The organism is Atlanticothrix silvestris CENA357 (assembly GCF_016056295.1).
Lineage (GTDB): Bacteria > Cyanobacteriota > Cyanobacteriia > Cyanobacteriales > Nostocaceae > Atlanticothrix > Atlanticothrix silvestris.
The window spans coordinates 90,534-113,070 of record NZ_JAECZB010000075.1; the positions used below are offsets into that span (position 1 = coordinate 90,534).

Here is a 22,537-nt window from a genome sequence, read left to right on the forward strand (position 1 = left end):
TTTTATTTTCCTGGGTTTTGAATGTAAATGCCTCACGCAGAGTCGCAGAGCTAAAAATGTATTTTTTATTGAGAGTTAATTAATTAGAAATAATCATCTCACGAATTGCATGAGCTGTTGCGGGTGCTAATAAAACGCCGTTGCGATAGTGTCCAGTCGCCAACAGAACATTACTAAACCCTGGTAGTTCTCCAATCACTGGGGCTGGACGACCTTCAGGACGGGGACGTAATCCTGACCAAGTGCGAATAATAGTTGCTGTAGCTAACTCTGGGCAAAATGCGATCGCCTGTTGTTTTACAGACTCTAGCAATTCTTGATGAGGCGTGATCTCATCGCCATTGTTGGGAAATTCTACCGTTGCACCTATCCAATAATCTTTGCCACCCACAGGGACGATATGGACATCATTACCTGTAATTGCTGGCTGGAAGTCGGGATTACCTAGTGGATGTTCCAAATGTACTTGTAATGCTTGCCCCAAAACAGGGCGAATATCAATTATTTGGTTTAACTGTGCCGTCAATGGTGTCGAACCTAGTCCAGCGGCAATCACAATCCAATCTGCGGGAATTTTTCCGGCTGTAGTTTCCACAGAAGGACATTTTGCAGATTCTTCTTGATTGTTTCGTTCTGACTTTGGAAGACCTAAAACATTCACACCAAATTTGAAATTAACACCTTTGTGTTGAGCAGCCGCAACTAAAGCTAACGTCAAAGCAGTTGGATCAATCTGACGGTCTTGTGGAGAATAGACAGCACCAGTAATTTTGGTGTTATTAACTTGAGGACAGAAATTTTTAAGTTTTGGCGTGTCCCAAATTTCCAATTGCCAGCCTTGAGAGTGGCGAGTTTCTACTAATTTTTCCCATCTAAGGAAATTTTCTTCTTCCAGACAAAGGCTAAGGATTCCTTGACGGTTGAAAGGGATTTTAGCACCTGTTAAAGACTCCAATTCAGGAATTAAGGTTTCGTAGCGTTGGATGCTAGTTTGTCGCATCTGCCAAGCCTTGCCCTTAATTTTGTGGCTAATTACGCCCATCAAAACCCCAAGAGCAGCGCCTGTAGAGGCTTGGGCTGGTGGCTGACGGTCAATAACTGTGATTTTTAGTCCTTTAACTTGACTCAATTCATAGGCGATCGCTGCCCCAACTACACCACAACCGATAATGACTACATTCATGACTTTGATGCAAAAATTAAAAGTAAAGAGTTAGAAGTTTTAAAGTTGAAACTTCTAACCCCTAACTATTAATTCTTAACTCTCCTCGGAGGCACTGCTTGTTTCAGGAAGCAGATCAAGGAATTTGTCGATGTCTGTAAAAGCAGCTTGGGAATTATTCAAGGCAAGCAAAGTATCACCTTCCCTTGCAGCTTGATCAATTTTAACCAGATGATTTAACAAATCTCGCGTGATTTGACGGGCTGTGGGTTGGAGTTTGGGTAGAAGGTTGGGAGTGACATAAGCCATACTCAGCCTTGCTTCTGCCGCGGGGCCATGTATAAAATTACCCACGTCGATCCAATCTTTTCTTTGGATCAACTGTTGCAGTTCTTGTGAGCGATCGCGCACAGATTTAATTTCAGGAACGTGTACCTGAATTCTTTGCAGATCAACTGCTGTGTAAGTTGGCGGTGCAACTGCCACGCCAGGGCCGCCACAACTAATCAAGAATGTGGCCAATAATACTAGAACCAGTGAAAAAATAGAGCGTTGACGCACCATAAACCGAACTTATTTGTTTACCAATAACAGTGTCATTTTAGATCGCTAGCGTGATTTTATTGTTCTTATCAACTAGTTAATTTGCTGAAAAACTATGAATCGTCATCTGATATTTTCTACAAGCAAGCTCAATTTTAATATTTTTTAAGTACAATTACTTAATATGCATATTCCAATAGACCAGCCTTCAAAGAGCAGTTTTGGGCAAGCATAATTATCAGGAAAGTGTGATTTATAGTTGCAAAAACTAAAAGGTATTGATAAGCTGAAACACCAAAATGATAAGCCTTCTGGCGGTTTTTCTGTCGTCACATCCAACAAATTAACCGACACAATCATAGGAGTGTTTTTTCGTGAACGCAGCTGAACAGGCAACCAACCTTGAACTCGCCAGCAAGATTGCTGCGGCGGTGAATTTATTTAAATTCGAGTTCCCCGATGCCAAATCGGATCTGAAACCTTGGAAAAATGACCCAGAAACCAGAGAATTGGTCGATCCAGATTCGATAGACATCGGGTTTCACTTTCCTGGTATTAGCAAATCTTGGCGCAGTCGCAGCATCTTGATTCAAATTCGTTTTCATCAAGATCCCATAAATAATTCACGGCGGGCGATCGGTTTAGAAGTAGCTGGCTTTGACCATCGCGGTGAGGCGTGGCGACTCTCTACAGTAGAAAACTGGAGTTTTGTAGGTGAATCTATACCCTCTCCTCAAATTGGGGATAAACTCAAACAAATTTGTCGCCAGATTTTAGAAGTGTTTAATAAACCGAGCGATTAAGAGGTCGAATTATTTATCGAGACAGATTGGGTTCAACAACCTTTGGGAAACTCTTAAAATTTCGCCGCACCCAATCTATTCCAACTTCATTATTGAGCTTAATTTGTTGAGGTATTTTGACATAAAGCTTACCCAAAATGTCAACATCTTGGTCAATAACAACCTCAACAAGGCGTAAAAGATTCCGTTTGATTAGATGGGCAATGGGATTGTACGCTTTCATGAATATCAAAACGTAAACACGAGAGTAATTTGGTGATTCTGGAATGTAGAAGTGACATTCTTTGAGACTTAATAACGGACTCTCACCGTGCATCACTCCAAGGCACGGAAAGAAATTTTCCAGATGAGCCTCAAGTACCTGTGGCATAGCTAGGAGTCCAGGGTTCTTGAAGATTTCGCGCAATGTAGATTTCTTCCTCTGCTGAGTAATGTACGCATGGGAATGATGTCCGTTGTCGAGAAACTGTTTAACTTGAACTTCTTCTATTTCAAATAGTTGACGATGCGTACCATTTTGATGATTGTAATCATGCATGTTTAGTAGGAGAGTCAGAAGATCAGTCTTGATGCTGCGATCGCCTGTAAACCCAACAAAATCATACTCAGATGCAATATCGTTCATAATCGTTGGAATCGGGATTTTGGGTTCCCTGCCACCATAAGACCAGATAAAATCCCCTTGAATGATTAACTCCAATGGCTTGATTAAGGATTTGGTTGATTTATTGGAACCAGGTAACACTGTGCAACCAGTGCTATCAAACTCCAAAGCATGAAATGGGCAATTCACCACACTACTACCATTGGGTTTAGTTGTACACCACCCTGCCGATAGCATAGCCCCCATGTGAGGGCAGATATTCGGCAAGCAGCTAACATTACCGTTGCTATCTTGCCAGATTACGTAGTCATTACCATAAAGTGAAACCTTCCTCGGCTGATTGGGCATGAGCATGGAACGATGTGCCAACAGCCACGGTGCGCCTTGCAGCATGTCTATAACCACTGCTGATTTTAGTTGTGTCATTTTTTTGGAGAATAGACTTAGTGAATGGTAATAACTCCTAAGTCTAGTACTGACAAAATCATGCTGTCTCGCACAATCTTCTGAAAATTAGCGGAATCTTCCGAACAATTCAGTGTGTATTCTTAAATACTTGAGGAGTAACGCCGATGTATTTACGGAAAACCTTGGTAAAATGGCTTTGACTTTGAAATCCCACTAACTGAGAGACTTGGATAATTGATAATTCTCTGTTTATCAATAAATGCTTTGCTCTTTCGACTCGGCATTTGATGACGTACTGGTGAGGTGCTATTCCCATTGACTGCTTAAACAAGGTGGCGAAATAGTGTGGACTCATCCGCACAACTATAGACATTTCCGCAAGCGACAAGTTTTTGTCTAAGTTATCGTTGATATAGGCAATCACTTCTTTTAATATGTGCTTTGGTAATCCGCTTGTGTCTTCTCGGATCAGAAATGGACGTGCCGAATAGCGTTTTAACAAATGTACTGCCAACATATTGGCTGCCGACTCTGCATAGAGGCGACTATCAATTACACTGATTTCTAGTTCTCTTTTCAGTGCTAGTCCAATTTGTTGAATGAGTGGGTCATGGGTTTGTAATTGTTGTAAAATTTCGATTTTATCAGTATCAATTAATTCATAGGCAGCACGCTGCACAAATACTGGTTCCAGACAGAGAACAATGAATCCTAATTCCTGCTCAAACTCCACTGCTGGAGAAATTTGTTGAGCAGGAAAAATAGTTACATCATTTGCTGTATAAAGTTTGTCTTGCCATTTTTCGTTTATTTTTAGTCTTGCCTGAAAACTTTCAGTGCCAATACCAATAACATGCTGAGAAGCGCATGTTTCGGGAGCTTTATAGTCAGTTTGGCAATGATAGGCAAAATAAAAACCATTCCAACCTCCCATAGGGCTAGAGATAATTAGGGGTTTAGGCAGGATTTGTTTTAGACTATCTGGTTGGGCAGCATTGAGCCTGAGAAACTGTGACCTTTGCATGACCACTTATCAATTATTTTATTGACTTTGAGTATCTAACTTACAGCTACCATCGACACAGTAAGCCGATTGATAGGTACTAGAACGCTTGCCAAAAAGAGTATAGCGATTGTCGCGGATTTGTTCGTAAAAGCGATCGCCTGCCCATTTCATCCCTGGTAATGCCCGATAAGCGTCTACAAATATACTTTCTAATGGTAATAATCGCCCAATTTCTTCAGCCGCGGCACTACCTTGCCAACGTCTCTGGGGCATATTGCCATCAATTAAAATCATCCCTTGTTCGCAATCTTGTGGTGTAATTCCCCACTGGGAAAGTGCTTGCTCATCTTGCATGGAAGCATAGCGAAACAACTTTCCCTGATCTAAGGTTTCTAGGAATTGGACTAAAGTGACGCAGAGATTACAATTTCCATCGTAGATAATGTAGTAATTCATCGAAAAAATGAGTGATTTAGGATAATATTTGAAGGTGTTTTATAAATTCAGTATAGCGTTACACCTACAACCAAATTATTAGGGTGAGAACGATATCAGCAGAGAAAATCTTCAGTGTTGATTTTGCTCAAAAAAATGCTTGTTTAGAAATAATATCTTTCATCAACTAACAAGCATTACACCTAAAGCCTACAAGGAACAAGTCAAAATCTAGATTTTTTAACTAGTGAGCAAGTTTCATGAGATACAAACTCTTGGGCAAAAGTGGATTACGAGTTTCTGAACTCTGCTTAGGAACCATGACCTTCGGTGAAGACTGGGGTTGGGGCGCTTCTAAAGACGAAAGTCAAAAAATTTTTGATACTTTCGTCGCAGCAGGAGGGAATTTTATTGACACCGCCAACGGTTACACCGATGGCAGTAGTGAAAAAATTGTTGGTGAGTTAATTGCAAAAGAAAGAGAACGCTTTGTAGTTGCGACGAAGTATTCCTTTCCTTTGCAAATGAACGAGAATCAAGGCAACCCTAACGGTAGTGGCAATCATCGCAAAAATCTGATGCAGTCATTAGAAGGCAGCCTCAAACGCCTGAATACCGATTATATTGACTTATTTTGGTTGCACGCTTGGGACTTCACAACGCCTGTAGAGGAAGTCATGCGATCGCTTGATGATATGGTGCGCCAAGGTAAAGTACTTTACATCGGTATTTCTGATACCCCCGCTTGGATTGTTGCCCAAGCCAATACAATGTCTCAATATCAAGGGTGGACTCAGTTTGTGGCGCTCCAGATTGAGTATAATTTGATTCAGCGAACTCCAGAACGAGATTTGCTACCAATGGCTAAAGCCTTTGATTTGGCAGTCACACCGTGGTCGCCTTTGGGTGGTGGAGTGCTAACAGGCAAATACAACAAACCTCTTCCAGAAAGCAGTGAACCAGGGCGATTGACAAATGCCGCAGCCGGCAGTATTTCCGAAAAAAGTTTAGCGATCGCAGATGTCGTTGGTCAAGTGGCCGCCGAAATTGGATGCACATCTCCACAGGTCGCCCTGGCTTGGTTACGCGCTCAAAGCGGCGTGATTATCCCCATTATTGGCGCACGTAAGCTGACTCAGTTTCAAGATAATTTAGCTTGCCTTGATGTGACTTTATCACCGGAGCATCTGCAACGCTTAGATGAAGTGAGCCAAATTGAATTGGGTTTTCCCCATGATTTCTTGCAGAATGACATGATCCGCGATCGCTTGTTTGGTGGCACATTTAATACCATAGACAACCATCGCATCTGAAAGAGCTAATTTTAGATTTTCGGATAATGAGCTAGATAATAATTCATTAACTCCTGAATTCCATCTGTCGGTAGAGAGTTTCGGACATTATGCCACTATCTGTAGACTTGTACTATTGATTCAAATTCAAGTAGAAGTATGAGCAGCAATCAAGATTTATCACGTCTGTACCCCACCCGCATTGATATTCCGGCTGAAGCGCGATCGCAAATCGTGACAATTCTCAACCAATCTCTAGCGGCTACTTTGGATCTCAAAACCCAGACAAAGCAGGCACACTGGAACGTCAAAGGCACTGATTTTTATCAGTTGCATGAATTATTTGATGAAATGGCTGGTGAATTAAACGAGTATGTCGATATGGTCGCCGAACGCGTCACCGCTTTGGGTGGATACGCTTTTGGAACTGCTCGCTTGGCTGCTGCCAATTCTATCTTGCCAGAATATCCTCTAGATATTTTAGCGGGAATAGATCACGTCACAGCTTTGGCAGATCGCTATGCAGCTTATGCAAAACATATCAGAGAAGCGATCGACAAAACTAATGACTTAGGCGATGCTGATACCGCTGACCTTTACACCGAAGTTTCTCGCACCATTGATAAAAGACTTTGGTTCTTAGAGGCTCATCTACAAGTATTAGAAATTAAGGCAGGCAACGGTGCAGCAGCTACTACAAGTAGAAAGCCAGTTGCTGTTAAGTAAGTTGGAGAAAATCTGCGTTTCTCAGAGGTTGTTTGAAAAGTCGAAAAGTATACAATAATTCCGCTTCCATTCCCTACAAGAGAATGGGGGCTTGGGGGGAATTAGGTTTTTAAGATTTTGATCTTAGCCATAATCCTTTTCAAACATGCTCTCAAACCTCATAGTATCTTTTTGGTAAGTACGTCACTTTTAAGTGCGTACTTTTCATTTATATATACATCCTTTACTATTTAAATAGTTCAAAAATAAATTTTAGTTGCTAAGGACAACGCTGCACAAATTCATAATTAATTAAATTTGGAAAGATTCTAAAAATCCTTAATTTTGAAAATTAAAAAACTCATCCCAAAAGAGGTAAATGATGTCCCAAAATACAATTAACCATCTAATTCATGATCGAAACGCCCGCGGTCATGCTCAAATAGGCTGGCTCGACAGCTACCATACATTTTCTTTTGGTAGTTTTTACGATCCGAACCGCATGGGATTTCGGGCGCTACGAGTTATCAATGAAGACCGCATTGCTCCTGGTGCTGGATTCCCTACTCACAGTCATCGTGATATGGAAATTCTCACTTATGTTTTAGAAGGTGCAGTAGAGCATAAAGATAGTTTGGGTACAGGGTCAGTGATTCGTCCTGGTGACGCTCAGATTATGAGTGCTGGTACTGGAATCGCCCACAGTGAATTTAATCCTTCTGCAACTGAGCCACTCCACTTACTGCAAATCTGGATTTTACCTGATCAACAAAGATTAGCCCCAAGATATGAACAAAAAGCTTTTCCTTTAGAAGAAAAGCGGGGCAAACTACGCTTAATTGCTGCTAAAGATGGGCGAGATGGTGCTGTAACAATTCACCAAGATGTTGATTTATACACATCTGTTTTAGATGATGGTGATGTTATCAGTTATCATGTTCAACCTCATCGCTATGCTTGGTTACAAATAGCTCAAGGTATAGCAATCTTGAATGGTGAAGAACTCAGAGCAGGCGATGGAGTGCAAATCAGCGGTGAAGAACAACTCGAAATTAGCACCAATATTGGCACAGAAATCCTGCTTTTTGATTTAGGGTAATACCCAAGTCTGTGTTTGTAGTTATGTAATGTATTTTTTTTGGTGTCTTAGTGGTTAAAAAGTCAATTTTTTAACCACCAAGGCTCTAAGAAACCAAGATGAAAATCCCAAAATTAGGTAAATTTTTTGGAACTTTACCCACCTTGACAGGGCTATCTCTAACCCCTAGCCCCTGATTTTAACGAGATGTGCCTCACTAAAACGAGAAGCGTCATAAGAATTTGGCAACTGGACTATTGTGATGTTAAGGCAGACTCAGATGATGTATTACTTTCGGCCTTAGCAGCCATAATCAGCCATAATCATAGATAGTAATTTCGGCAATGCCAAGCAAGCAACAGTATTTAGCAGTGTTAGTAATAGACTATCCATCAGACTCATAGATAAATGTCTCCTTTTAAAGTTTGTAAAAATTTGTGGTTGCTATATTACTTAGTTTGGATCACAATGAGTCTTATTGTTTACACAAAAAATTTGATTTTATTTTCAGATATATAAGCTCGACAAATATATATACTTTATCTATAGAACCTATTGATTTATATTTATTTTTCCGTTACTCCTCCCTTTCCGTTTCACCTATCCATTAGTCACATCTTTCTTTACAATCTTGAAACGCTTGTTTTGTAAGCATTTTAAACACTGAAGCATGAGACATACTTGACAAATTACTTTTTAATACTCTCGCTAAAATTGGGTTTTTATTGAGAATTAAAGACGAACGAATCAGGGTTACAGAAAGCGTGAGTGAATACTGTCGCAAATGTTGAGAAAGATCCGGGTAATGGATAGCCGTTTCACAGAGGGAGGGAGTGAGTGAGAGGTTCATCGAACTCACGTTAATTAAGGCAGAAAGTTTACATGCATTATATTACTGGCTGAAAATTGCTAAGTTAGTTTGTGGGTCAAAAAAGTGAATTTTATCTTGGTTCAGCGATAACCATAGTTGTTCGCCAATGCTCACTAATCGATCTGGTGGGATTCGCACCTGTAAATTATTAACTGTATTTTCAGGCTCGGCAAGTTTAACAGCAACAAAGGAATCATTACCGAGGTTCTCTACTAGATCTACTTGCACTGGTAGATTTTTGGTAGCAGGCATACTGACATTTAAGTGTTCTGGGCGAATACCTAAAATGAGGGTTTGCCCATCATATTTATTCAGGGCGCTTCCCCAGGTTTCTGATAGGGTGAGGCGGAACTGAGAATGAGTAATCAACAGTGGGGCATGAAATTTTACAGGTATAAAATTCATCGGCGGTGAACCAATGAATTCTGCCACAAAGCGGTTAGCAGGGCGATTGTAAAGTTCTAATGGAGAAGCAACTTGCTGAATTTTACCTTCAGACATAATGGCAATACGATCGCCCATTGTCATCGCTTCTGTTTGGTCATGGGTAACGTAAATTGTCGTTGTCCCCAGCTGGCGTTGCAATTTCACAATTTGGGCGCGAGTTTCCGCCCGGAGTTTGGCATCTAAGTTAGAAAGCGGTTCATCCATCAAAAATACTTGCGGATTGCGAGCGATCGCTCGTCCTAATGCCACTCGTTGCCTTTGCCCACCAGAAAGCTGTTTGGGCAAGCGATTCAGCAAAGTTTCAATTTGTAATAACTGGGCTACATTCCTGACCTGTTCATGTACCTCTCGTTCTTTGTCAGAAACGTAACGCAGCCCTTTAGGAAGCGATCGCGTCATCCCCACAAATGCATGTTCAGACCACTGAGAAACTCCTGCCCCCTCGCTTCCCCTGCGGCGCAAACCAAAGGCAATGTTGTCATACACCGTCATGTGAGGATACAGGGCGTAATTTTGAAACACCATTGCAATGTCTCGTTCTTTGGGAGGTAGGTCATTAATTAAGCGATCGCCCACCCAAATATTGCCGCCAGTCATCACCTCTAACCCAGCAATTAACCGCAGTAGGGTACTTTTGCCACAACCAGAAGGGCCAACCAGCACCATAAATTCCCCATCGGCGATCGTTAAATTAATTCGCCGCAGGACATTGATGTTTTCTGCACGCTCTAGTGATGCATCGATGTTATTCCCATACTTAGCTGGAAGTTGGGTTGGTGAAGTAATATGTTCCCCTTTACGCGGAGGAAAACTTTTATAAACGTTTTCTAAAATAACTTGTGCCACGAGTATTAATTATTGTCATTGGTCATTAACTGGGAACAAAAGATAGATTATAGATTAGCGCCTATAATACATGTTTCATCTGAATACGAAAAGTAAAAAAAACAGTTTCAAACATAAAAAGCGAACTAACCTAAATTTTAGGGCTGTCAATAGGTATTGTTATGACTACCTATGTAACTGAAAATCCTTCCCAAGACCCTAGCGTTAATCCTGCTCATGACATTGTAGACGTACAAACCATCGATTGTTGCATTGTTGGTGGTGGCCCAGCAGGAGCCGTCTTGGCGCTGCTGTTGGCACGTCAAGGCATTCCTGTAACGCTATTGGAAGCACACAAAGACTTTGATCGCGACTTTCGGGGAGACACAATTCATCCATCGGTGATGCAGATTATAGAGGAATTGGGCTTAAGCGATCGCTTGCTACAATTGCCCCATGCGAAGATGCGCCAAATTAAAGTTAAAACTCCAGAAGATACGGTAACATTGGCAGATTTTAGTCACCTTAAAACACCCTATCCTTACATTACGATGCTTCCCCAAGTGAAATTTTTGGAATTTATCACCCAAGAAGCGCAAAAATACCCTCATTTTCAGCTGGTGATGGGTGCAAATGTACAAGAATTAATCACTGAAAATGGTGTAACTCAAGGTGTGCGTTATCGGGGTGGCGGTGGTTGGCACGAAGTCCGGGCAATACTAACAGTAGGCGCAGATGGTCGCCACTCACGGTTAAGACAACTGGGTAATTTTGAGTCTGTTGAAACTTCACCGCCGATGGATATTCTTTGGTTTCGCCTACCTAGAAACCCAGAAGAATTTGAGGGAGGAATGGGACGCTTTGCTCCAGGCCATATTGTCGCGATGCTTGATCGCGGTGATGAGTGGCAAATCGCCTATGTTATCCCCAAAGGTGGTTATCAAAAATTGCGGGCTGCTGGTTTGGAGGAATTAAAAAAATCTGTTGTGGAAGTTGTTCCAGAGTTAAGCGATGCCTACGGCGGGCTTCGCCAACGCATCGAAAATTTACAAGATTGGTCGCAGATAGCCTTTCTTTCAGTAGAATCTAGCCGTGTTAAGCGCTGGTATCGTCCAGGACTATTACTTATTGGTGATGCAGCCCATATCATGTCGCCAGTTGGTGGAGTCGGCATTAACTACGCCATTCAAGATGCTGTGGTAACAGCAAATGTCCTTAGCAAACCACTAAAAAACCGACATATACAGCTCAGTGATTTAGCGAAAGTCCAGCGTCAACGGGAGTTACCCACACGCATTATTCAAGCATTTCAAACTTTTATCCAGAAGCAGATTTTTGCTCCAATTCTCGGATCAAATCGGATCTTTAAACCACCTGCATTGTTGCGTTTGCCCATTTTGCGCGATCTCCCGGCGCGGTTGATTGCTTTGGGTGTGTTTCCAGTTCACGTCGAAATTTAACCTGGTGGCAAGTATTTTTTCTCAAGTTTAATGGTACAATTATACTACTCATGCAGAATTCAATGCTCCTTATAGTCAGGCGGAAGTGACGATCAGCATCTTAGGTGCTGTTCAACGCGATCGCTTGGCTTTTATGCTAAGAAGGACTAAAAAATAAGAGTAAATGTAGATAATTGATTCCAACAATCTTAAAAAATGCCAACAATTAAACATACAGCATATTTCTTATGAATGAAGTACATTTGCCTAACCCCTAGCCCCTTTAGCACTTTTCCCAGTAGGAGGATTTAATGAACAGCTGTGTTTTATTGGCGGAAATTATTCAAGAACCGCAACTACGCTATACAGCCGATAACCTTGCAGTCACAGAGATGCTTGTACAGTTTCAAAATTCCCAGAAGGCTGAAGATGCGCCAGCGACTTTGAAAGTTGTCGGTTGGGGGAATTTAGCCACAGAAATTCAGCAAAACTATCATCAAGGCGATCGCGTTATCATAGCAGGACGCCTAGGAATGCATACTGTTGAACGTCAAGAAGGTTTTAAAGAAAAACGGGCTGAATTGACAGTACAGCAGATTCAATCTTTGGGAGGTAATTTTGATCTCAATTCATCGGGAAATATATCGGTAGCAGAACCTCCCCCACGTCAAACTTCTCCAGTACCCACTTCACCCGCGGTTGAGATTCCCAGCTATGAATCCCAGCGTCCAGTAACTACCCCAGCGACAACTACAGTTGGCGTTGTTCCCCCAGTGACAAAGCCCCAACCTATTGCCCAACCCAGCAAGTTTGAACCAACTGCTTACCCCCCAGTCACAGAGGAAGAACCAGACCCAGACGATATTCCGTTTTAAAAAAGCGGAGAGTCAATTATGTTTCGCGCACAACCTCAAGTAATCTGTTATTGAGGTTAGTGGCACGGTAGAAGCTGATACAGATGAATAATATATCGAAAGTAGATCGTCAACGTGAGCATCAAGCAAACGAACGTACTTTTTTAGCTTGGCTACGGACTTCTATTGCATTAATTGGCTTTGGTTTTGCCATAGCTAGATTTGGTCTATTTTTGCGTCAGCTAAATACTGCTTTAACACAACAAGACTCTCCGACAAATCCCTTATTTAACTCTGAAAACTTGGGTATTGTTTTTGTGATATTTGGTATTATTGCGATCGCTTTAGCAGCATGGCGATATAACCAAGTTTTTTGGCAAATTGAACGAAGCGACTATCGACCCAACCGTTTACCAGTTTGGGTTATGACCGGAGTGGTTATCATTTTAGGATTTTTCAGCATTCCTTTACTTTTGTTGCGAAATCACGTTCCCACTCGTCCGTCTTCCCCAACTCAGCCACAGTCGCGAAATCTTCGTTAACTCTCAGCTCGACTTTATCCATTCAGGAGGAATAGTCAGCATAATTTTAAGCATTTACCACCTGAGCAGTTAGAGGTTGATATCTTAGAGAAAGATCGGGGAGTAGCCGAAAATATGACACAATACAGTTCATTTAAGGCTAAAATTCTTTGCCAAAGTCAATTTTTTTAACGAACCGCCAAGGACGCAAAGTACGCAAAGAGAAGAAAGAAATGCTTAACTGAACCGTATTGAAATATGACAGAGATAAAAGCCCTTTTGGGAAGTTAAGTCAGGAGAAGGTTAGATGAATCTTGAGGAAGCAGTGTTAGAAAAATTACGCCACTTACCTGTGGATAAACAGCAGCAACTATTAGATTTTGCGGAATTTCTATATCAAAAAACTACTCTTAAAACTCCTTTACAGACTGTTAAAGGCTTATGTGCTGATTTAAAAGTAGATATTACTGAAGAAGATATTGCTCAAGCACGTCAAGAAATGTGGGATAATTTCCCCAGGGATATCGTTTAATGATATCGGTAGTAGCAGATACACACACTTTAATTTGGTACGTTTTTGACTTGCAGAGATTGTCATCAGCCGCATTAACAGCGTTGGAACAGGCAGTTAATACAGGTAATCCTATTTACGTATCAGCTATAACAATCATAGAAATTGCTTATTTAGTTGAGAAAGGACGTTTTGCTGAAGAGGTATTAACACGAATTTTAAAAGCTTTGGATGACCCCAATATAGGTGTTGTGCTTGTACCTCTAGATAGGAATGTTTCAGGAGTAATTCGACAAATTGATCGGGTAACTGTTCCTGATATGCCTGATAGGATTATTGCGGCTACAGCTTTTTCTTTAGGTATTCCTTTAGTTACTCGTGATTTGCGAATTCAAGCTTTAACCATTATAAAAACTATTTGGTGAAAAAATTACCAAATTTACATTGTAAGCATCTCCGTCTTGAAAAGTAAATGTGATCTGGGAACACTGCAACTCTAATTACAGAGGATACCATGATGCAATGATGATTGTGGTTAAGACGCAAGTAGTCAAAAAACTGCCAAAAAGTACAAAAGCTAAATTTCTGGGCGTAGTATCAGAACTACTGTTAAAATCCAATTAATTTTTCAGTCCTGATTTTACCAGACTCCTATGAGTGAAACTTTACTAGAGGTTCGCAATCTACAAGTTGAATTTTCCGGCGATTACAGTATTGTCAAAGCTGTGGATGGTATTTCTTTTCAGCTAAATCGAGGTGAAACTCTAGGAATAGTAGGAGAATCTGGAAGTGGCAAATCAGTTACAGCATTAGGTGTAATGGGTTTATTGCAGACTCCGGGTAGAGTTAGCGGTGGTGAAATTTGGTTTCGTACCCAAGCAAATGCTAACCCAATCAATTTATTAGAATTGTCGCCTGAGAAAATGCAGCTCCACCGAGGCGGCGACATCGCGATGATTTTTCAAGAACCAATGAGTTCGCTCAACCCAGTTTACACAATTGGGTTTCAGCTAGTTGAAGCGATTATGCGACACCAAAATGTGTCAACAGAACAAGCAAAACAAATTGCGATCGCAGGTTTACAAGAGGTTAAACTTTTACCTAGTGATGAACTAATCGAACAACAGTATATCGAAACAGGGCATCAATCAAAATTGGCTCAGTTAGTCAAGCAGCACAAAGAAGCCATATTAGAACGTTACCCACACCAACTTTCTGGGGGTCAATTGCAACGGGTGATGATTGCAATGGCAATTTCCTGTAACCCATTGCTACTAATTGCAGATGAACCAACTACAGCTTTAGATGTCACAGTCCAAGCCACAATTATTGATTTGCTGGGAGAATTGCAAAAAAGCCGTGAAATGGCCATGATTTTTATCACCCACGACTTGGGATTGATTTCGGAAATTGCCGACCAAGTAGCGGTGATGTACAAAGGCAAAGTTGTGGAATATGGTGCAGCAGAACAAATTTTTAACAATCCCCAGCACCCATATACTAAGGGATTGATAGCTTGCCGTCCCACACTCAACCGCCGTCCTCAAAAACTCCTCACCGTGTCCGATTATATGAATGCAGAGGAAACATCCACAGGACAGCTAGTAATTCAGGCAAAAGAACCACCCCAACCAATAGAAGTTACAACTGAAGAGATATCTGCAAGATTAACCAAACTCAGCGAAAAGCCACCTCTGCTGCAAATCCGTGACCTCAAGGTTGGTTTCCCGGTGCGGGGCGCATTTGGCAGCACAAAACGCTACACTATGGCAGTCAATGGAGTTTCCTTTGATGTCAAACCAGGTGAAACATTGGGTTTGGTAGGAGAGTCTGGTTGTGGTAAAACCACTCTTGGCAGAACTTTGCTGCGATTAATCGAACCAATGAGTGGTCATATCATCTTTGATGGCCAAGATATTACTACCCTCAAAGGCGAACCCTTGCAAAAACTGCGGCGAGAAATGCAAATAGTTTTCCAAAACCCCTTTAGTTCTCTTGACCCGCGGATGAAGATTGGGGATGCAGTGATGGAACCGTTGTTAATTCACTCTGTAGGTAAGACAAAACAACAACGACAACAACGTGTTGCTGAACTTTTAGAAAGGGTGGGATTGAGTGCAGATGCAATGAACCGCTATCCTCATCAGTTTTCTGGCGGTCAACGTCAGCGGGTTTGTATCGCTCGTTCTTTGGCATTAAATCCCAGATTTATCATCTGTGATGAATCTGTTTCCGCGCTGGATGTGTCGGTACAAGCACAGGTGTTGAATCTTTTGAAAGAATTGCAAGATGAATTTCAGCTAACTTATATCTTCATTTCCCATGATTTAAGTGTAGTGAAATTTATGAGCGATCGCATTTTGGTGATGAATCGTGGTCAAATAGTTGAACAAGGTACATCAGAAAGTATTTACCGTGAACCCAAAGAAGCATACACCCAAAAATTAATCGCTTCGATTCCTACTGGTAGTCCTGAAAGGGTTCAAAGTAGGCACTTACGCACTTTGTAGAAAGCAGTTTGTACCGAATAATAAATACAATTATTATGTGTGTGTCAGTCCTGGTTGAAACAGGAAGCAAGATTAGTAAGACGAAATTGCTTTTGTGATGCGATCGCTTGCATAATTCTTACAGGGATTTAATTATAATAATTCAAAAGCAAAAAGGTAGGTGTAGTTATCATGCAGTCAATTTTTTGGAGTGTAGAAGAAGTTGCCCAAAGAGCCAAACAATTTTACGAAAATGGCATTCGCCAGCAAGTTGAGCATGGTGATAATATTGGCAAGATGATTGTGATTGATTCTGAAAGTGGCGAGTACGGAATTGATAAAACTGGCGTGGAAACAGCATTAAAATTAAAGCAAAAGAAACCAAACGCAAGATTGTTTACTATGCGAATTGGTTATGATGTTGCTGTTAGTTTCGGTGGTGCAATTGAGCGTACTGTTGAATGATTTATGGGAGATTGATTGACGGTAAAGCAATAATATCAGTAATTTTTCGTTTGCCTACACAACCAGATTTTTCTCTAGATTTTGTTATCGATACTGGATTCAACGACCATCTTACCCTACCACCACAAGCAATTAGTGCGATGAATCTTCCGTTGTATTCCAGTACACTTGCAAGATTAGCTGATGGTAGCGAAGCTTTATTATCTATACATTTAGCAACAATTGTTTGGGACAATATAGAAAGAGTAGTCCCTATTTTAGCTTCTGGTTATAAACCTTTACTTGGAACTGCTTTGATGGAAGGGTATCATTTAGAGATAGATTTTGAAGAAAATGGTTTGGTTTCGTTAGAAAAAATTTAAGCTTGTTTCGTTACTTAATAGGTTTCAGTACTTCTGTGGAACATTAAACATCTCAGTAGTTTGTAGTGGGAACTTTAGTTCCCAAAAGCCAGGACTGAAGTCCTGACTACGAAAATTTTGTATACAAGCTTCTTTCTTACTACAACCAATGATGATGAATTTTAATCTTTCGGCTTTGCATTGCGTATTCAAATAAATCTGTTGATAGCGCTTCTTCTACAGGCCAAACTCCTGGCTTATTGAGTTTTCCTTCTAGCAACAATTGGGCAATGCTTCCTGTCCCGCAGCCAGAGGCTACGGCTGTATTCTCATGAATTAGAGTTGAACAATAAACAGCTGTTTCACCATTTTTTTGTCCTGTAACTTCTGAGCGCACCGCAACCCCAATACCGCTAAAACGATTGGTGACATCTGTCATAAAATGACTGACATAAGATAAAAATTCAATCATGGCACGGCGCTGCATTAACGGCTTCGGAAAAACATGGGCTGCCATCCAAGTAAGGTGATTGTAAAAATCGGGAATAGAACCAAATTTAGTTACTACAGTTTTAACTGATGGGAAAGCGTGGGGTAGTGTGAAAGTTTCTGGCATATCAAACCAGTAAACTCCACTGCGCCCATAAGGAGGTGGAAACTCAACAATTTCCCTTTTACTGTAAGGCTTGACCGTTTGCCATTTTTGATCTATCCATGCTGGAAAAGGATGTTGCAATCCTAAAAAAGTTGTTCGCATGACTGTGACACCAGCACCGCCAGAACCAGAAACCAAATAACTTAAATGAATTTTTTCTGGTTGATCAAATTGTTCGACACCTTGACGTACCATACTATTAGAAATACCAGGAAAAATCCCAGTATTAACTATTGCTGTCACCCCAGCAGCAGCCGCTTGTTCACGATAATTTAGAGCTTTGCTAGTATAAGAACGGTGGTCACTAACATCTAGATAGTTAACGCCTTCTTCTATGCAGAGTTTGAGAACATTGGCATCTCGGTAATGAAATGGCCCAGCACAGTGGATGACTAAATTAGAGTTAGCGATCGCTTCTTGCAGTCTACCAATTTCTGCTAAATCTAACACCAAAAATTTTACCTGCTCTCCCATACAAAAGCTTACGCCCCTGCCTATCTCTGGGGAACGTCCAGTAATCGTAATTTCGGACTGGGTGTGTGTGGCTAAATCTTGAGCAACACTGCTACCAATTCGCCCCCGTCCTCCAAGAATCAAAACGCGGTCTGTCATTACTCCGATATGGGTAACACCACTTCCATTTGACCAGTTTTATGTTCTGTTTGTCATCGGTAACAAGGATGACTTGCTAGGCATTGAAGGAGGACTGTGAAATTCATCCTAGGTTTTTGCTCGCTATTAGTCCATAGGAGGATGCCAATAACAAGGAGTGCAGATTTATAAATGAATTCTACAGAATGCTTAATTTTTCTCTGACTCGATAAATTTAAATATCTTTGAATTGGTTTTTGTTAAGTTGTGTTTTAAAACTGCTATTTGGCGATAGGTTTTTACATCCATCTGTATACCTGAGTCTAGGCGCTATTTTAATTTGAATCAGTTAAGTGAGAATACGTAACTTTTAATTTCCAGACCTTACCCATGAAAGTAAATTTGGCTTACTGATTACTTTGTAGACCAAATTTTTTAGCCAATTTTGCAACTCTGATCTAATATAGAATTACAGTAAATCAAAAAAACAGCGATCGCGTTCATATATCCGGCTGATGGGCTAACCAGCGCTAGCTACCTGGTTATTGCTGCTGGTACATACAGTAGTTTAGGGTTAGCAGCGTTTATTAAGCTTTGGTGAATAGCTAGTCAAAAAATAAGGCAAGTGTAATTCATTACTGTCATTTAGCCACCTATTTCAGCAGAACTGAGGGTAGGTTTTCAGCCACATCTGTTTGTAGGGTCAATTTCTGAATAGATAACTTCTGGGGCTAGTTACGTCTAAACTGTCCCTCAATTTGGGGTTTTATCAATTTAGCAACTCAACTAACTTTGCTTGGTCAAGTCCTTTGGACTTGAATTTGGTTTTTCTGTATCTCGCCATTTCCATGCTCCACTTACAGTTTACAAATTAAATTTGTAAGCTCCTCGCACACTTTTACGTCTAATTAAATGTCATGACTGATTTTGACTTTATACTAACTATCTGCATCATAGCCGTAGCCTACCTATCCAGCATTTATTTGTGGATAGCCATTTCTCATCACTCGAATGAGTAAACTGAGTGCTGCAATGCTAATTGCAAAGTAAATCTAAATTTTTGCTTAGGTCTCTAAGAGCAGAGGTCAATATAGCATTGTAGCAAGTAATCAATGAAAAATTAGACACGAATCTTTGAGAGGTAGTCATGGTAAACTCCTGACAGGAGTTTTACCAAATACCAATTTGCACACCAATCTGAGAAATGCTTGTTTTATTGCCAGTAGTCCTTACAAGTAGAGAGATACAAATTGGCTTGTTAGGGCTAGTAATTGGCTCTTTGGTTTTCGTGTTTTTTCGTTTAATTGTGTCATTAATTAATTTACTCTTGCAACGTTTAAATTTTATTCCCATTAGTGATATTAACCAAAAATTATTTAAGCCTAATCAGAGCTTAATTATTGTTGTGGCGGCGATGGCGGTTACTGAGATTTTTACATCTTTACTGCCGAAAAATCGCTGGACTAATCCATTAGAAATTATTACTAGCTTAACTTTAGCGATCGCCACCAGTTGGCTAGCATCTCAATTATTTAAAAAGTTTTTTGATTTTTATTTATTAAACGCAGCTTTTAACAGTGGACAAAAAATCAGCAGTGAGTTACTCATTCTTGTTAAATGGGTTGCTAATCTGATCATTATTCTTCTAGGGATTCTCATATATGCTCAAACACATCAAATCAATCTTTTAGGATTGCTAGCTAGTTTAGGAATTGGTGGATTAGCTGTAGCATTTGCTGCTCAAAAAACTTTAGAACAAGTTTTAGGCGGTATTGTTCTCTACCTTGATCGTCCTTTCGTGATTGATGATTATATTGGTCTACCTGATGGTACTTTTGGGCGAGTTGAATCTATCGGATTGAGGTCTACTAGAATTCGTACTTCTGGTAAGGGAACCGTGATGATAGTTCCCAACAGTTCTCTAACTCAAGTGAACATTGAGAACTTTACTGGTGCAAAGAAACTTATGTCTATTCTTTATTTAACTTTCTATAGAGCTATCAGTAATGAAGAACGGGCTTTAATTCGCCGGGTAATTATAGAAAGTACAAATGATATTTTTGGGATTGACTCGCGGAATACAGAAGTAACTTTTAAAAATATTAACAACGCCATAGACCCAGATAAAACACAAGCACAAATTGCTTTCTTCATCTTAGGTTCTGGAGATGTTTCGATGGAATTACGTCGTCAGCTGCTAGATTTAGCTACTTTAAGTATTACACAATCTTTGAAAGAATATGGTATTGCATTTGATATAGAAGAACCAACAATTTATGTCGATTCGCCGATTACAATTTAGAGATGATAAATGATATTTCACAAATTATTCTCAGATTTCTTCAGCGTGATAGCACAATATTAGCCTTATCCAGATTTGGCATATTTTTGCTTTTCATTCTCATTTCTATATTAATTGGACGATATACACCCACATTAGTGCGAATTATCATTCGACGCTTTGCACCACAGCAAGTCGCCAGTATTTACAATCATTTAATTGAACCTCTTAGAAATTTATTTAGAATAGCTGGTACTTTAATTCTTATTTCATTATCTTTGGCGTGGATTGTAGAATATGCATCTATCTATAGATTTCTTTCTCCAATAGTAGATTTAGCTGTCATTGTTAGCGTTGCTTGGTTAGCTTCTCGTTTATTTCGACAATTTATTCGAGTTTATGGCATTGAATTAGTTAGAAAATTGGGTCGGGAAGTAGACGAATTATTATTAGTATTTGAAACTCTAGCAAATGTCATTATTGGATTTATTGCTGTAGTTAGTTTTGCTCAAAGTCAACAATTTAATTTAATTGGTTTATTAACTGGTTTAGGAATTGGTGGATTAGCTGTTGCTTTCGCGGCGCAAAAAACACTAGAGCAGTTGCTAGGAACAATTGTATTATATTTGGATCGACCCTTTGTACCTGGGGAATATATTCGTTTACAAAGATCTCAACAAATCCCAGAAGGTTTGTTTGGACGAGTTGAATCAATTGGTATTCGTTCAACTAAGATTCGTACTGCTGCTAAGAGTACATTATTTATTATTCCAAATTCGATATTGGCAAACTTAGAAATTGAAAATATTACACGAGGTAAAAAAATAATGGTTTTACTTTACCTCGATTTTTTAAAGATTCTACACGAACGAGAACAAGCTTTAGTTCAACAGGTGATTATTGAAAGTACAAATTCGCTGTTTGGTATCGACCCAGGAAGTACAAGTATTACTTTTTTAAATCACAATCATCAAAAAGAGACAACTCGCAGCAGAGTCTCGTTTTTTATTTTGGGTTCTAGTGAAAACTCTCTGCAACTACGTAAACGCTTATTAGAGCTAGCAAATGAAAAAATTTCCAAAAAGCTAGTTCGTGATGGAATTGAGTTCACATTGCAAGAGCCGACTATTTATGTAGAATCACCTATCACTATTTAAAAATCTCCTAAACTAAAGATTTTTATAGTGCAGTGGGTGCAACAGCTATTAATTGAAAGAGATTGTAACGGACACTCAACTGAGCCTGATGATCGCCTTCAATAATCATGTCGTTGTCTTGCCACATTTGCTCCCACACCGCAATATGAGCTGCTAATAAAGTAACATAACTAGCGTCATCGGCTAGCTTTTCAATAGCTGCTGCTATGGGGATATCTGTCTCTCTTGATGTATATAAGGTAACAATTTTTTCTACAGTTACTGTTTTTCCTGGGAAGGACTGGAAAATAGTTGCCAATCTTGAAGAGTCGGCGGCATTTTTCACATGTATAAGTGCAGTATCGTCTTCCAATACTAACTTCGCAGCCATCCCCAGTTGCATGTTTGAATGTAGTGTTTGACTTTGTAACCAAATAATTTGCTCTACACCTCCTTGGTTTAAGGTTCGCCAATGTTGGATACCTTGAGCATCTGGTTCAGTATCAAATCCAACTTCAACTTTAATATTACCTACAAAATCTATGGATGTGATTCGACAACGGATTGCCAAAACATGTTGGTCTGCCAAACTAGCGAAACGCTCGAAGTGAAAATCCAGGGTGTGACCCCCAGGAGAGCGCCAACGGATATCACGGCTAACTATGCCTACACGTAAGTCAAGGCGACGTTCATAATTGATGATTTCTCCAGAGTCCATACTAAAGCGATCGCCTGCCAATGTCACCACCAATGGTAGCCAGTTGGGGCAATTCAAAAGTTCTCTATGAACAACAGGCATATCATTATAAACACCTTGAATCAGTGTTGCGGGGCAATCTTGGGGATATCCTTCCTCAAAAGTCCCTCGTGTTCCTAAATAACCATTACCAAGGGTAAAAATACTTTCTTTATAATACAGTTGTGTAGGATCAAACTTTGTTTCAATAATATTCCAGTCGTTAGCAACAACTAGTTGCTGATTGTGTGGTAGATGGTTGGTAGATACATCAAGCATGAGCAAAAACCCTAAACATTAAAGCTGTATTGAATCAAGCTTGTAGGAACTGCAAAGTAA

The 22,537-nt window shown here is 40.2% G+C and carries 21 protein-coding genes and 1 pseudogene; 14 read left to right on the plus strand and 8 right to left on the minus strand.

Features of this window, described 5'->3' with window-relative positions; all coding sequences use genetic code 11:
• Nucleotides 1-79: 79 nt before the first annotated feature.
• Nucleotides 80-1,183, minus strand: a complete 1,104-nt coding sequence (locus I8751_RS19565; RefSeq protein ID WP_214440782.1) for an NAD(P)/FAD-dependent oxidoreductase — start codon at nt 1,181-1,183, stop codon at nt 80-82.
• A gap of 75 nt (nt 1,184-1,258) precedes the next feature.
• Nucleotides 1,259-1,726, minus strand: a complete 468-nt coding sequence (gene psbQ, locus I8751_RS19570; RefSeq protein ID WP_214440783.1) for a photosystem II protein PsbQ — start codon at nt 1,724-1,726, stop codon at nt 1,259-1,261.
• Nucleotides 1,727-2,079: 353 nt separating this feature from the next.
• On the opposite strand from psbQ, the gene I8751_RS19575 reads away from it, so the two are divergent.
• On the plus strand, nt 2,080-2,508 hold the full coding sequence (locus I8751_RS19575; RefSeq protein ID WP_214440784.1) for a hypothetical protein: 429 nt from the start codon (nt 2,080-2,082) through the stop codon (nt 2,506-2,508).
• A 13-nt stretch (nt 2,509-2,521) separates the two neighbouring features.
• Here the strand turns inward: I8751_RS19575 and I8751_RS19580 are convergent, their stop codons facing one another.
• The 3 genes from I8751_RS19580 to I8751_RS19590 form a co-directional block, all read right to left on the minus strand.
• Complete coding sequence (locus I8751_RS19580) at nt 2,522-3,538, minus strand: Rieske 2Fe-2S domain-containing protein (RefSeq protein ID WP_225894264.1); 1,017 nt, start codon at nt 3,536-3,538, stop codon at nt 2,522-2,524.
• Between the two features lie 109 nt (nt 3,539-3,647).
• Complete coding sequence (locus I8751_RS19585) at nt 3,648-4,544, minus strand: helix-turn-helix domain-containing protein (RefSeq protein ID WP_214440785.1); 897 nt, start codon at nt 4,542-4,544, stop codon at nt 3,648-3,650.
• 18 nt (nt 4,545-4,562) lie between these two features.
• Nucleotides 4,563-4,982: a thiol-disulfide oxidoreductase DCC family protein gene (locus I8751_RS19590; protein ID WP_214440786.1), complete on the minus strand. Its 420-nt coding sequence runs from the start codon at nt 4,980-4,982 to the stop codon at nt 4,563-4,565.
• Between the two features lie 239 nt (nt 4,983-5,221).
• Here I8751_RS19590 and I8751_RS19595 point away from each other — a divergent pair, with 239 nt between their 5' ends.
• From I8751_RS19595 to I8751_RS19605, 3 genes are all read left to right on the plus strand, one after another.
• Complete coding sequence (locus I8751_RS19595) at nt 5,222-6,274, plus strand: aldo/keto reductase (protein ID WP_214440787.1); 1,053 nt, start codon at nt 5,222-5,224, stop codon at nt 6,272-6,274.
• A 138-nt stretch (nt 6,275-6,412) separates the two neighbouring features.
• Nucleotides 6,413-6,979, plus strand: a complete 567-nt coding sequence (gene dps, locus I8751_RS19600) for a DNA starvation/stationary phase protection protein Dps (protein ID WP_214440788.1) — start codon at nt 6,413-6,415, stop codon at nt 6,977-6,979.
• Nucleotides 6,980-7,340: 361 nt separating this feature from the next.
• Entirely contained in the window at nt 7,341-8,057 is a 717-nt protein-coding gene (locus I8751_RS19605) for a pirin family protein (RefSeq protein ID WP_214440814.1), read from the plus strand.
• A gap of 871 nt (nt 8,058-8,928) precedes the next feature.
• On the opposite strand, the gene I8751_RS19610 is transcribed toward I8751_RS19605, so the two are convergent.
• Nucleotides 8,929-10,200, minus strand: coding sequence for an ABC transporter ATP-binding protein (locus I8751_RS19610; protein WP_214440789.1), 1,272 nt, complete (start codon nt 10,198-10,200; stop codon nt 8,929-8,931).
• Between the two features lie 161 nt (nt 10,201-10,361).
• Here I8751_RS19610 and I8751_RS19615 point away from each other — a divergent pair, with 161 nt between their 5' ends.
• The 8 genes from I8751_RS19615 to I8751_RS19650 all read left to right on the plus strand — a co-directional run bounded on the left by I8751_RS19615 (nt 10,362) and on the right by I8751_RS19650 (nt 16,820).
• Nucleotides 10,362-11,639, plus strand: coding sequence for an FAD-dependent oxidoreductase (locus I8751_RS19615; protein ID WP_214440790.1), 1,278 nt, complete (start codon nt 10,362-10,364; stop codon nt 11,637-11,639).
• Between the two features lie 290 nt (nt 11,640-11,929).
• A complete protein-coding gene (locus I8751_RS19620) occupies nt 11,930-12,493 on the plus strand; it encodes a single-stranded DNA-binding protein (protein ID WP_214440791.1) in 564 nt (187 codons plus the stop codon).
• An 83-nt stretch (nt 12,494-12,576) separates the two neighbouring features.
• Entirely contained in the window at nt 12,577-13,014 is a 438-nt protein-coding gene (locus I8751_RS19625; protein ID WP_214440792.1) for a YidH family protein, read from the plus strand.
• Nucleotides 13,015-13,300: 286 nt separating this feature from the next.
• Nucleotides 13,301-13,525 carry a DUF2281 domain-containing protein gene (locus tag I8751_RS19630; RefSeq protein ID WP_214440793.1) on the plus strand — a complete coding sequence of 75 codons (225 nt, stop codon included), beginning with the start codon at nt 13,301-13,303 and terminating at the stop codon, nt 13,523-13,525.
• Nucleotides 13,525-13,929 carry a type II toxin-antitoxin system VapC family toxin gene (locus I8751_RS19635; RefSeq protein ID WP_214440794.1) on the plus strand — a complete coding sequence of 135 codons (405 nt, stop codon included), beginning with the start codon at nt 13,525-13,527 and terminating at the stop codon, nt 13,927-13,929. The genes I8751_RS19630 and I8751_RS19635 overlap by 1 nt, the downstream gene beginning before the upstream one ends.
• Nucleotides 13,930-14,157: 228 nt before the next feature.
• Nucleotides 14,158-16,014, plus strand: a complete 1,857-nt coding sequence (locus I8751_RS19640) for an ABC transporter ATP-binding protein (RefSeq protein WP_214440795.1) — start codon at nt 14,158-14,160, stop codon at nt 16,012-16,014.
• A gap of 171 nt (nt 16,015-16,185) precedes the next feature.
• Entirely contained in the window at nt 16,186-16,458 is a 273-nt protein-coding gene (locus I8751_RS19645; protein WP_214440796.1) for a hypothetical protein, read from the plus strand.
• Entirely contained in the window at nt 16,455-16,820 is a 366-nt protein-coding gene (locus tag I8751_RS19650; RefSeq protein ID WP_214440797.1) for a clan AA aspartic protease, read from the plus strand. The genes I8751_RS19645 and I8751_RS19650 overlap by 4 nt, the downstream gene beginning before the upstream one ends.
• 139 nt (nt 16,821-16,959) lie before the next feature.
• Here the strand turns inward: I8751_RS19650 and I8751_RS19655 are convergent, their stop codons facing one another.
• Nucleotides 16,960-18,066, minus strand: coding sequence for a saccharopine dehydrogenase family protein (locus I8751_RS19655; RefSeq protein ID WP_214440798.1), 1,107 nt, complete (start codon nt 18,064-18,066; stop codon nt 16,960-16,962).
• A gap of 1,183 nt (nt 18,067-19,249) precedes the next feature.
• On the opposite strand from I8751_RS19655, the gene I8751_RS19660 reads away from it, so the two are divergent.
• Nucleotides 19,250-20,347, plus strand: coding sequence for a mechanosensitive ion channel family protein (locus I8751_RS19660; RefSeq protein ID WP_214440799.1), 1,098 nt, complete (start codon nt 19,250-19,252; stop codon nt 20,345-20,347).
• Between the two features lie 2 nt (nt 20,348-20,349).
• Nucleotides 20,350-21,483: a mechanosensitive ion channel family protein gene (locus tag I8751_RS19665; RefSeq protein WP_214440800.1), complete on the plus strand. Its 1,134-nt coding sequence runs from the start codon at nt 20,350-20,352 to the stop codon at nt 21,481-21,483.
• A 34-nt stretch (nt 21,484-21,517) separates the two neighbouring features.
• On the opposite strand, the pseudogene I8751_RS19670 reads toward I8751_RS19665, so the two are convergent.
• A pseudogene (locus tag I8751_RS19670) lies at nt 21,518-22,477 on the minus strand (beta-phosphoglucomutase); the annotation flags it as partial.
• Between the last annotated feature and the right edge of the window lie 60 nt (nt 22,478-22,537).

Bases quoted from the DNA above. Each gene is read 5' to 3' on its own strand.
- I8751_RS19565 (WP_214440782.1), bottom strand. From the start codon at position 1,183: ATGAATGTAGTCATTATCGGTTGTGGTGTAGTTGGGGCAGCGATCGCC.
- psbQ (WP_214440783.1), bottom strand. From the start codon at position 1,726: ATGGTGCGTCAACGCTCTATTTTTTCACTGGTTCTAGTATTATTGGCC.
- I8751_RS19580 (WP_225894264.1), bottom strand. From the start codon at position 3,538: ATGACACAACTAAAATCAGCAGTGGTTATAGACATGCTGCAAGGCGCA.
- I8751_RS19585 (WP_214440785.1), bottom strand. From the start codon at position 4,544: ATGCAAAGGTCACAGTTTCTCAGGCTCAATGCTGCCCAACCAGATAGT.
- I8751_RS19590 (WP_214440786.1), bottom strand. From the start codon at position 4,982: ATGAATTACTACATTATCTACGATGGAAATTGTAATCTCTGCGTCACT.
- I8751_RS19595 (WP_214440787.1), top strand. From the start codon at position 5,222: ATGAGATACAAACTCTTGGGCAAAAGTGGATTACGAGTTTCTGAACTC.
- dps (WP_214440788.1), top strand. From the start codon at position 6,413: ATGAGCAGCAATCAAGATTTATCACGTCTGTACCCCACCCGCATTGAT.
- I8751_RS19605 (WP_214440814.1), top strand. From the start codon at position 7,341: ATGTCCCAAAATACAATTAACCATCTAATTCATGATCGAAACGCCCGC.
- I8751_RS19615 (WP_214440790.1), top strand. From the start codon at position 10,362: ATGACTACCTATGTAACTGAAAATCCTTCCCAAGACCCTAGCGTTAAT.
- I8751_RS19620 (WP_214440791.1), top strand. From the start codon at position 11,930: ATGAACAGCTGTGTTTTATTGGCGGAAATTATTCAAGAACCGCAACTA.
- I8751_RS19625 (WP_214440792.1), top strand. From the start codon at position 12,577: ATGAATAATATATCGAAAGTAGATCGTCAACGTGAGCATCAAGCAAAC.
- I8751_RS19630 (WP_214440793.1), top strand. From the start codon at position 13,301: ATGAATCTTGAGGAAGCAGTGTTAGAAAAATTACGCCACTTACCTGTG.
- I8751_RS19635 (WP_214440794.1), top strand. From the start codon at position 13,525: ATGATATCGGTAGTAGCAGATACACACACTTTAATTTGGTACGTTTTT.
- I8751_RS19640 (WP_214440795.1), top strand. From the start codon at position 14,158: ATGAGTGAAACTTTACTAGAGGTTCGCAATCTACAAGTTGAATTTTCC.
- I8751_RS19645 (WP_214440796.1), top strand. From the start codon at position 16,186: ATGCAGTCAATTTTTTGGAGTGTAGAAGAAGTTGCCCAAAGAGCCAAA.
- I8751_RS19650 (WP_214440797.1), top strand. From the start codon at position 16,455: ATGATTTATGGGAGATTGATTGACGGTAAAGCAATAATATCAGTAATT.
- I8751_RS19655 (WP_214440798.1), bottom strand. From the start codon at position 18,066: ATGACAGACCGCGTTTTGATTCTTGGAGGACGGGGGCGAATTGGTAGC.
- I8751_RS19660 (WP_214440799.1), top strand. From the start codon at position 19,250: ATGCTTGTTTTATTGCCAGTAGTCCTTACAAGTAGAGAGATACAAATT.
- I8751_RS19665 (WP_214440800.1), top strand. From the start codon at position 20,350: ATGATAAATGATATTTCACAAATTATTCTCAGATTTCTTCAGCGTGAT.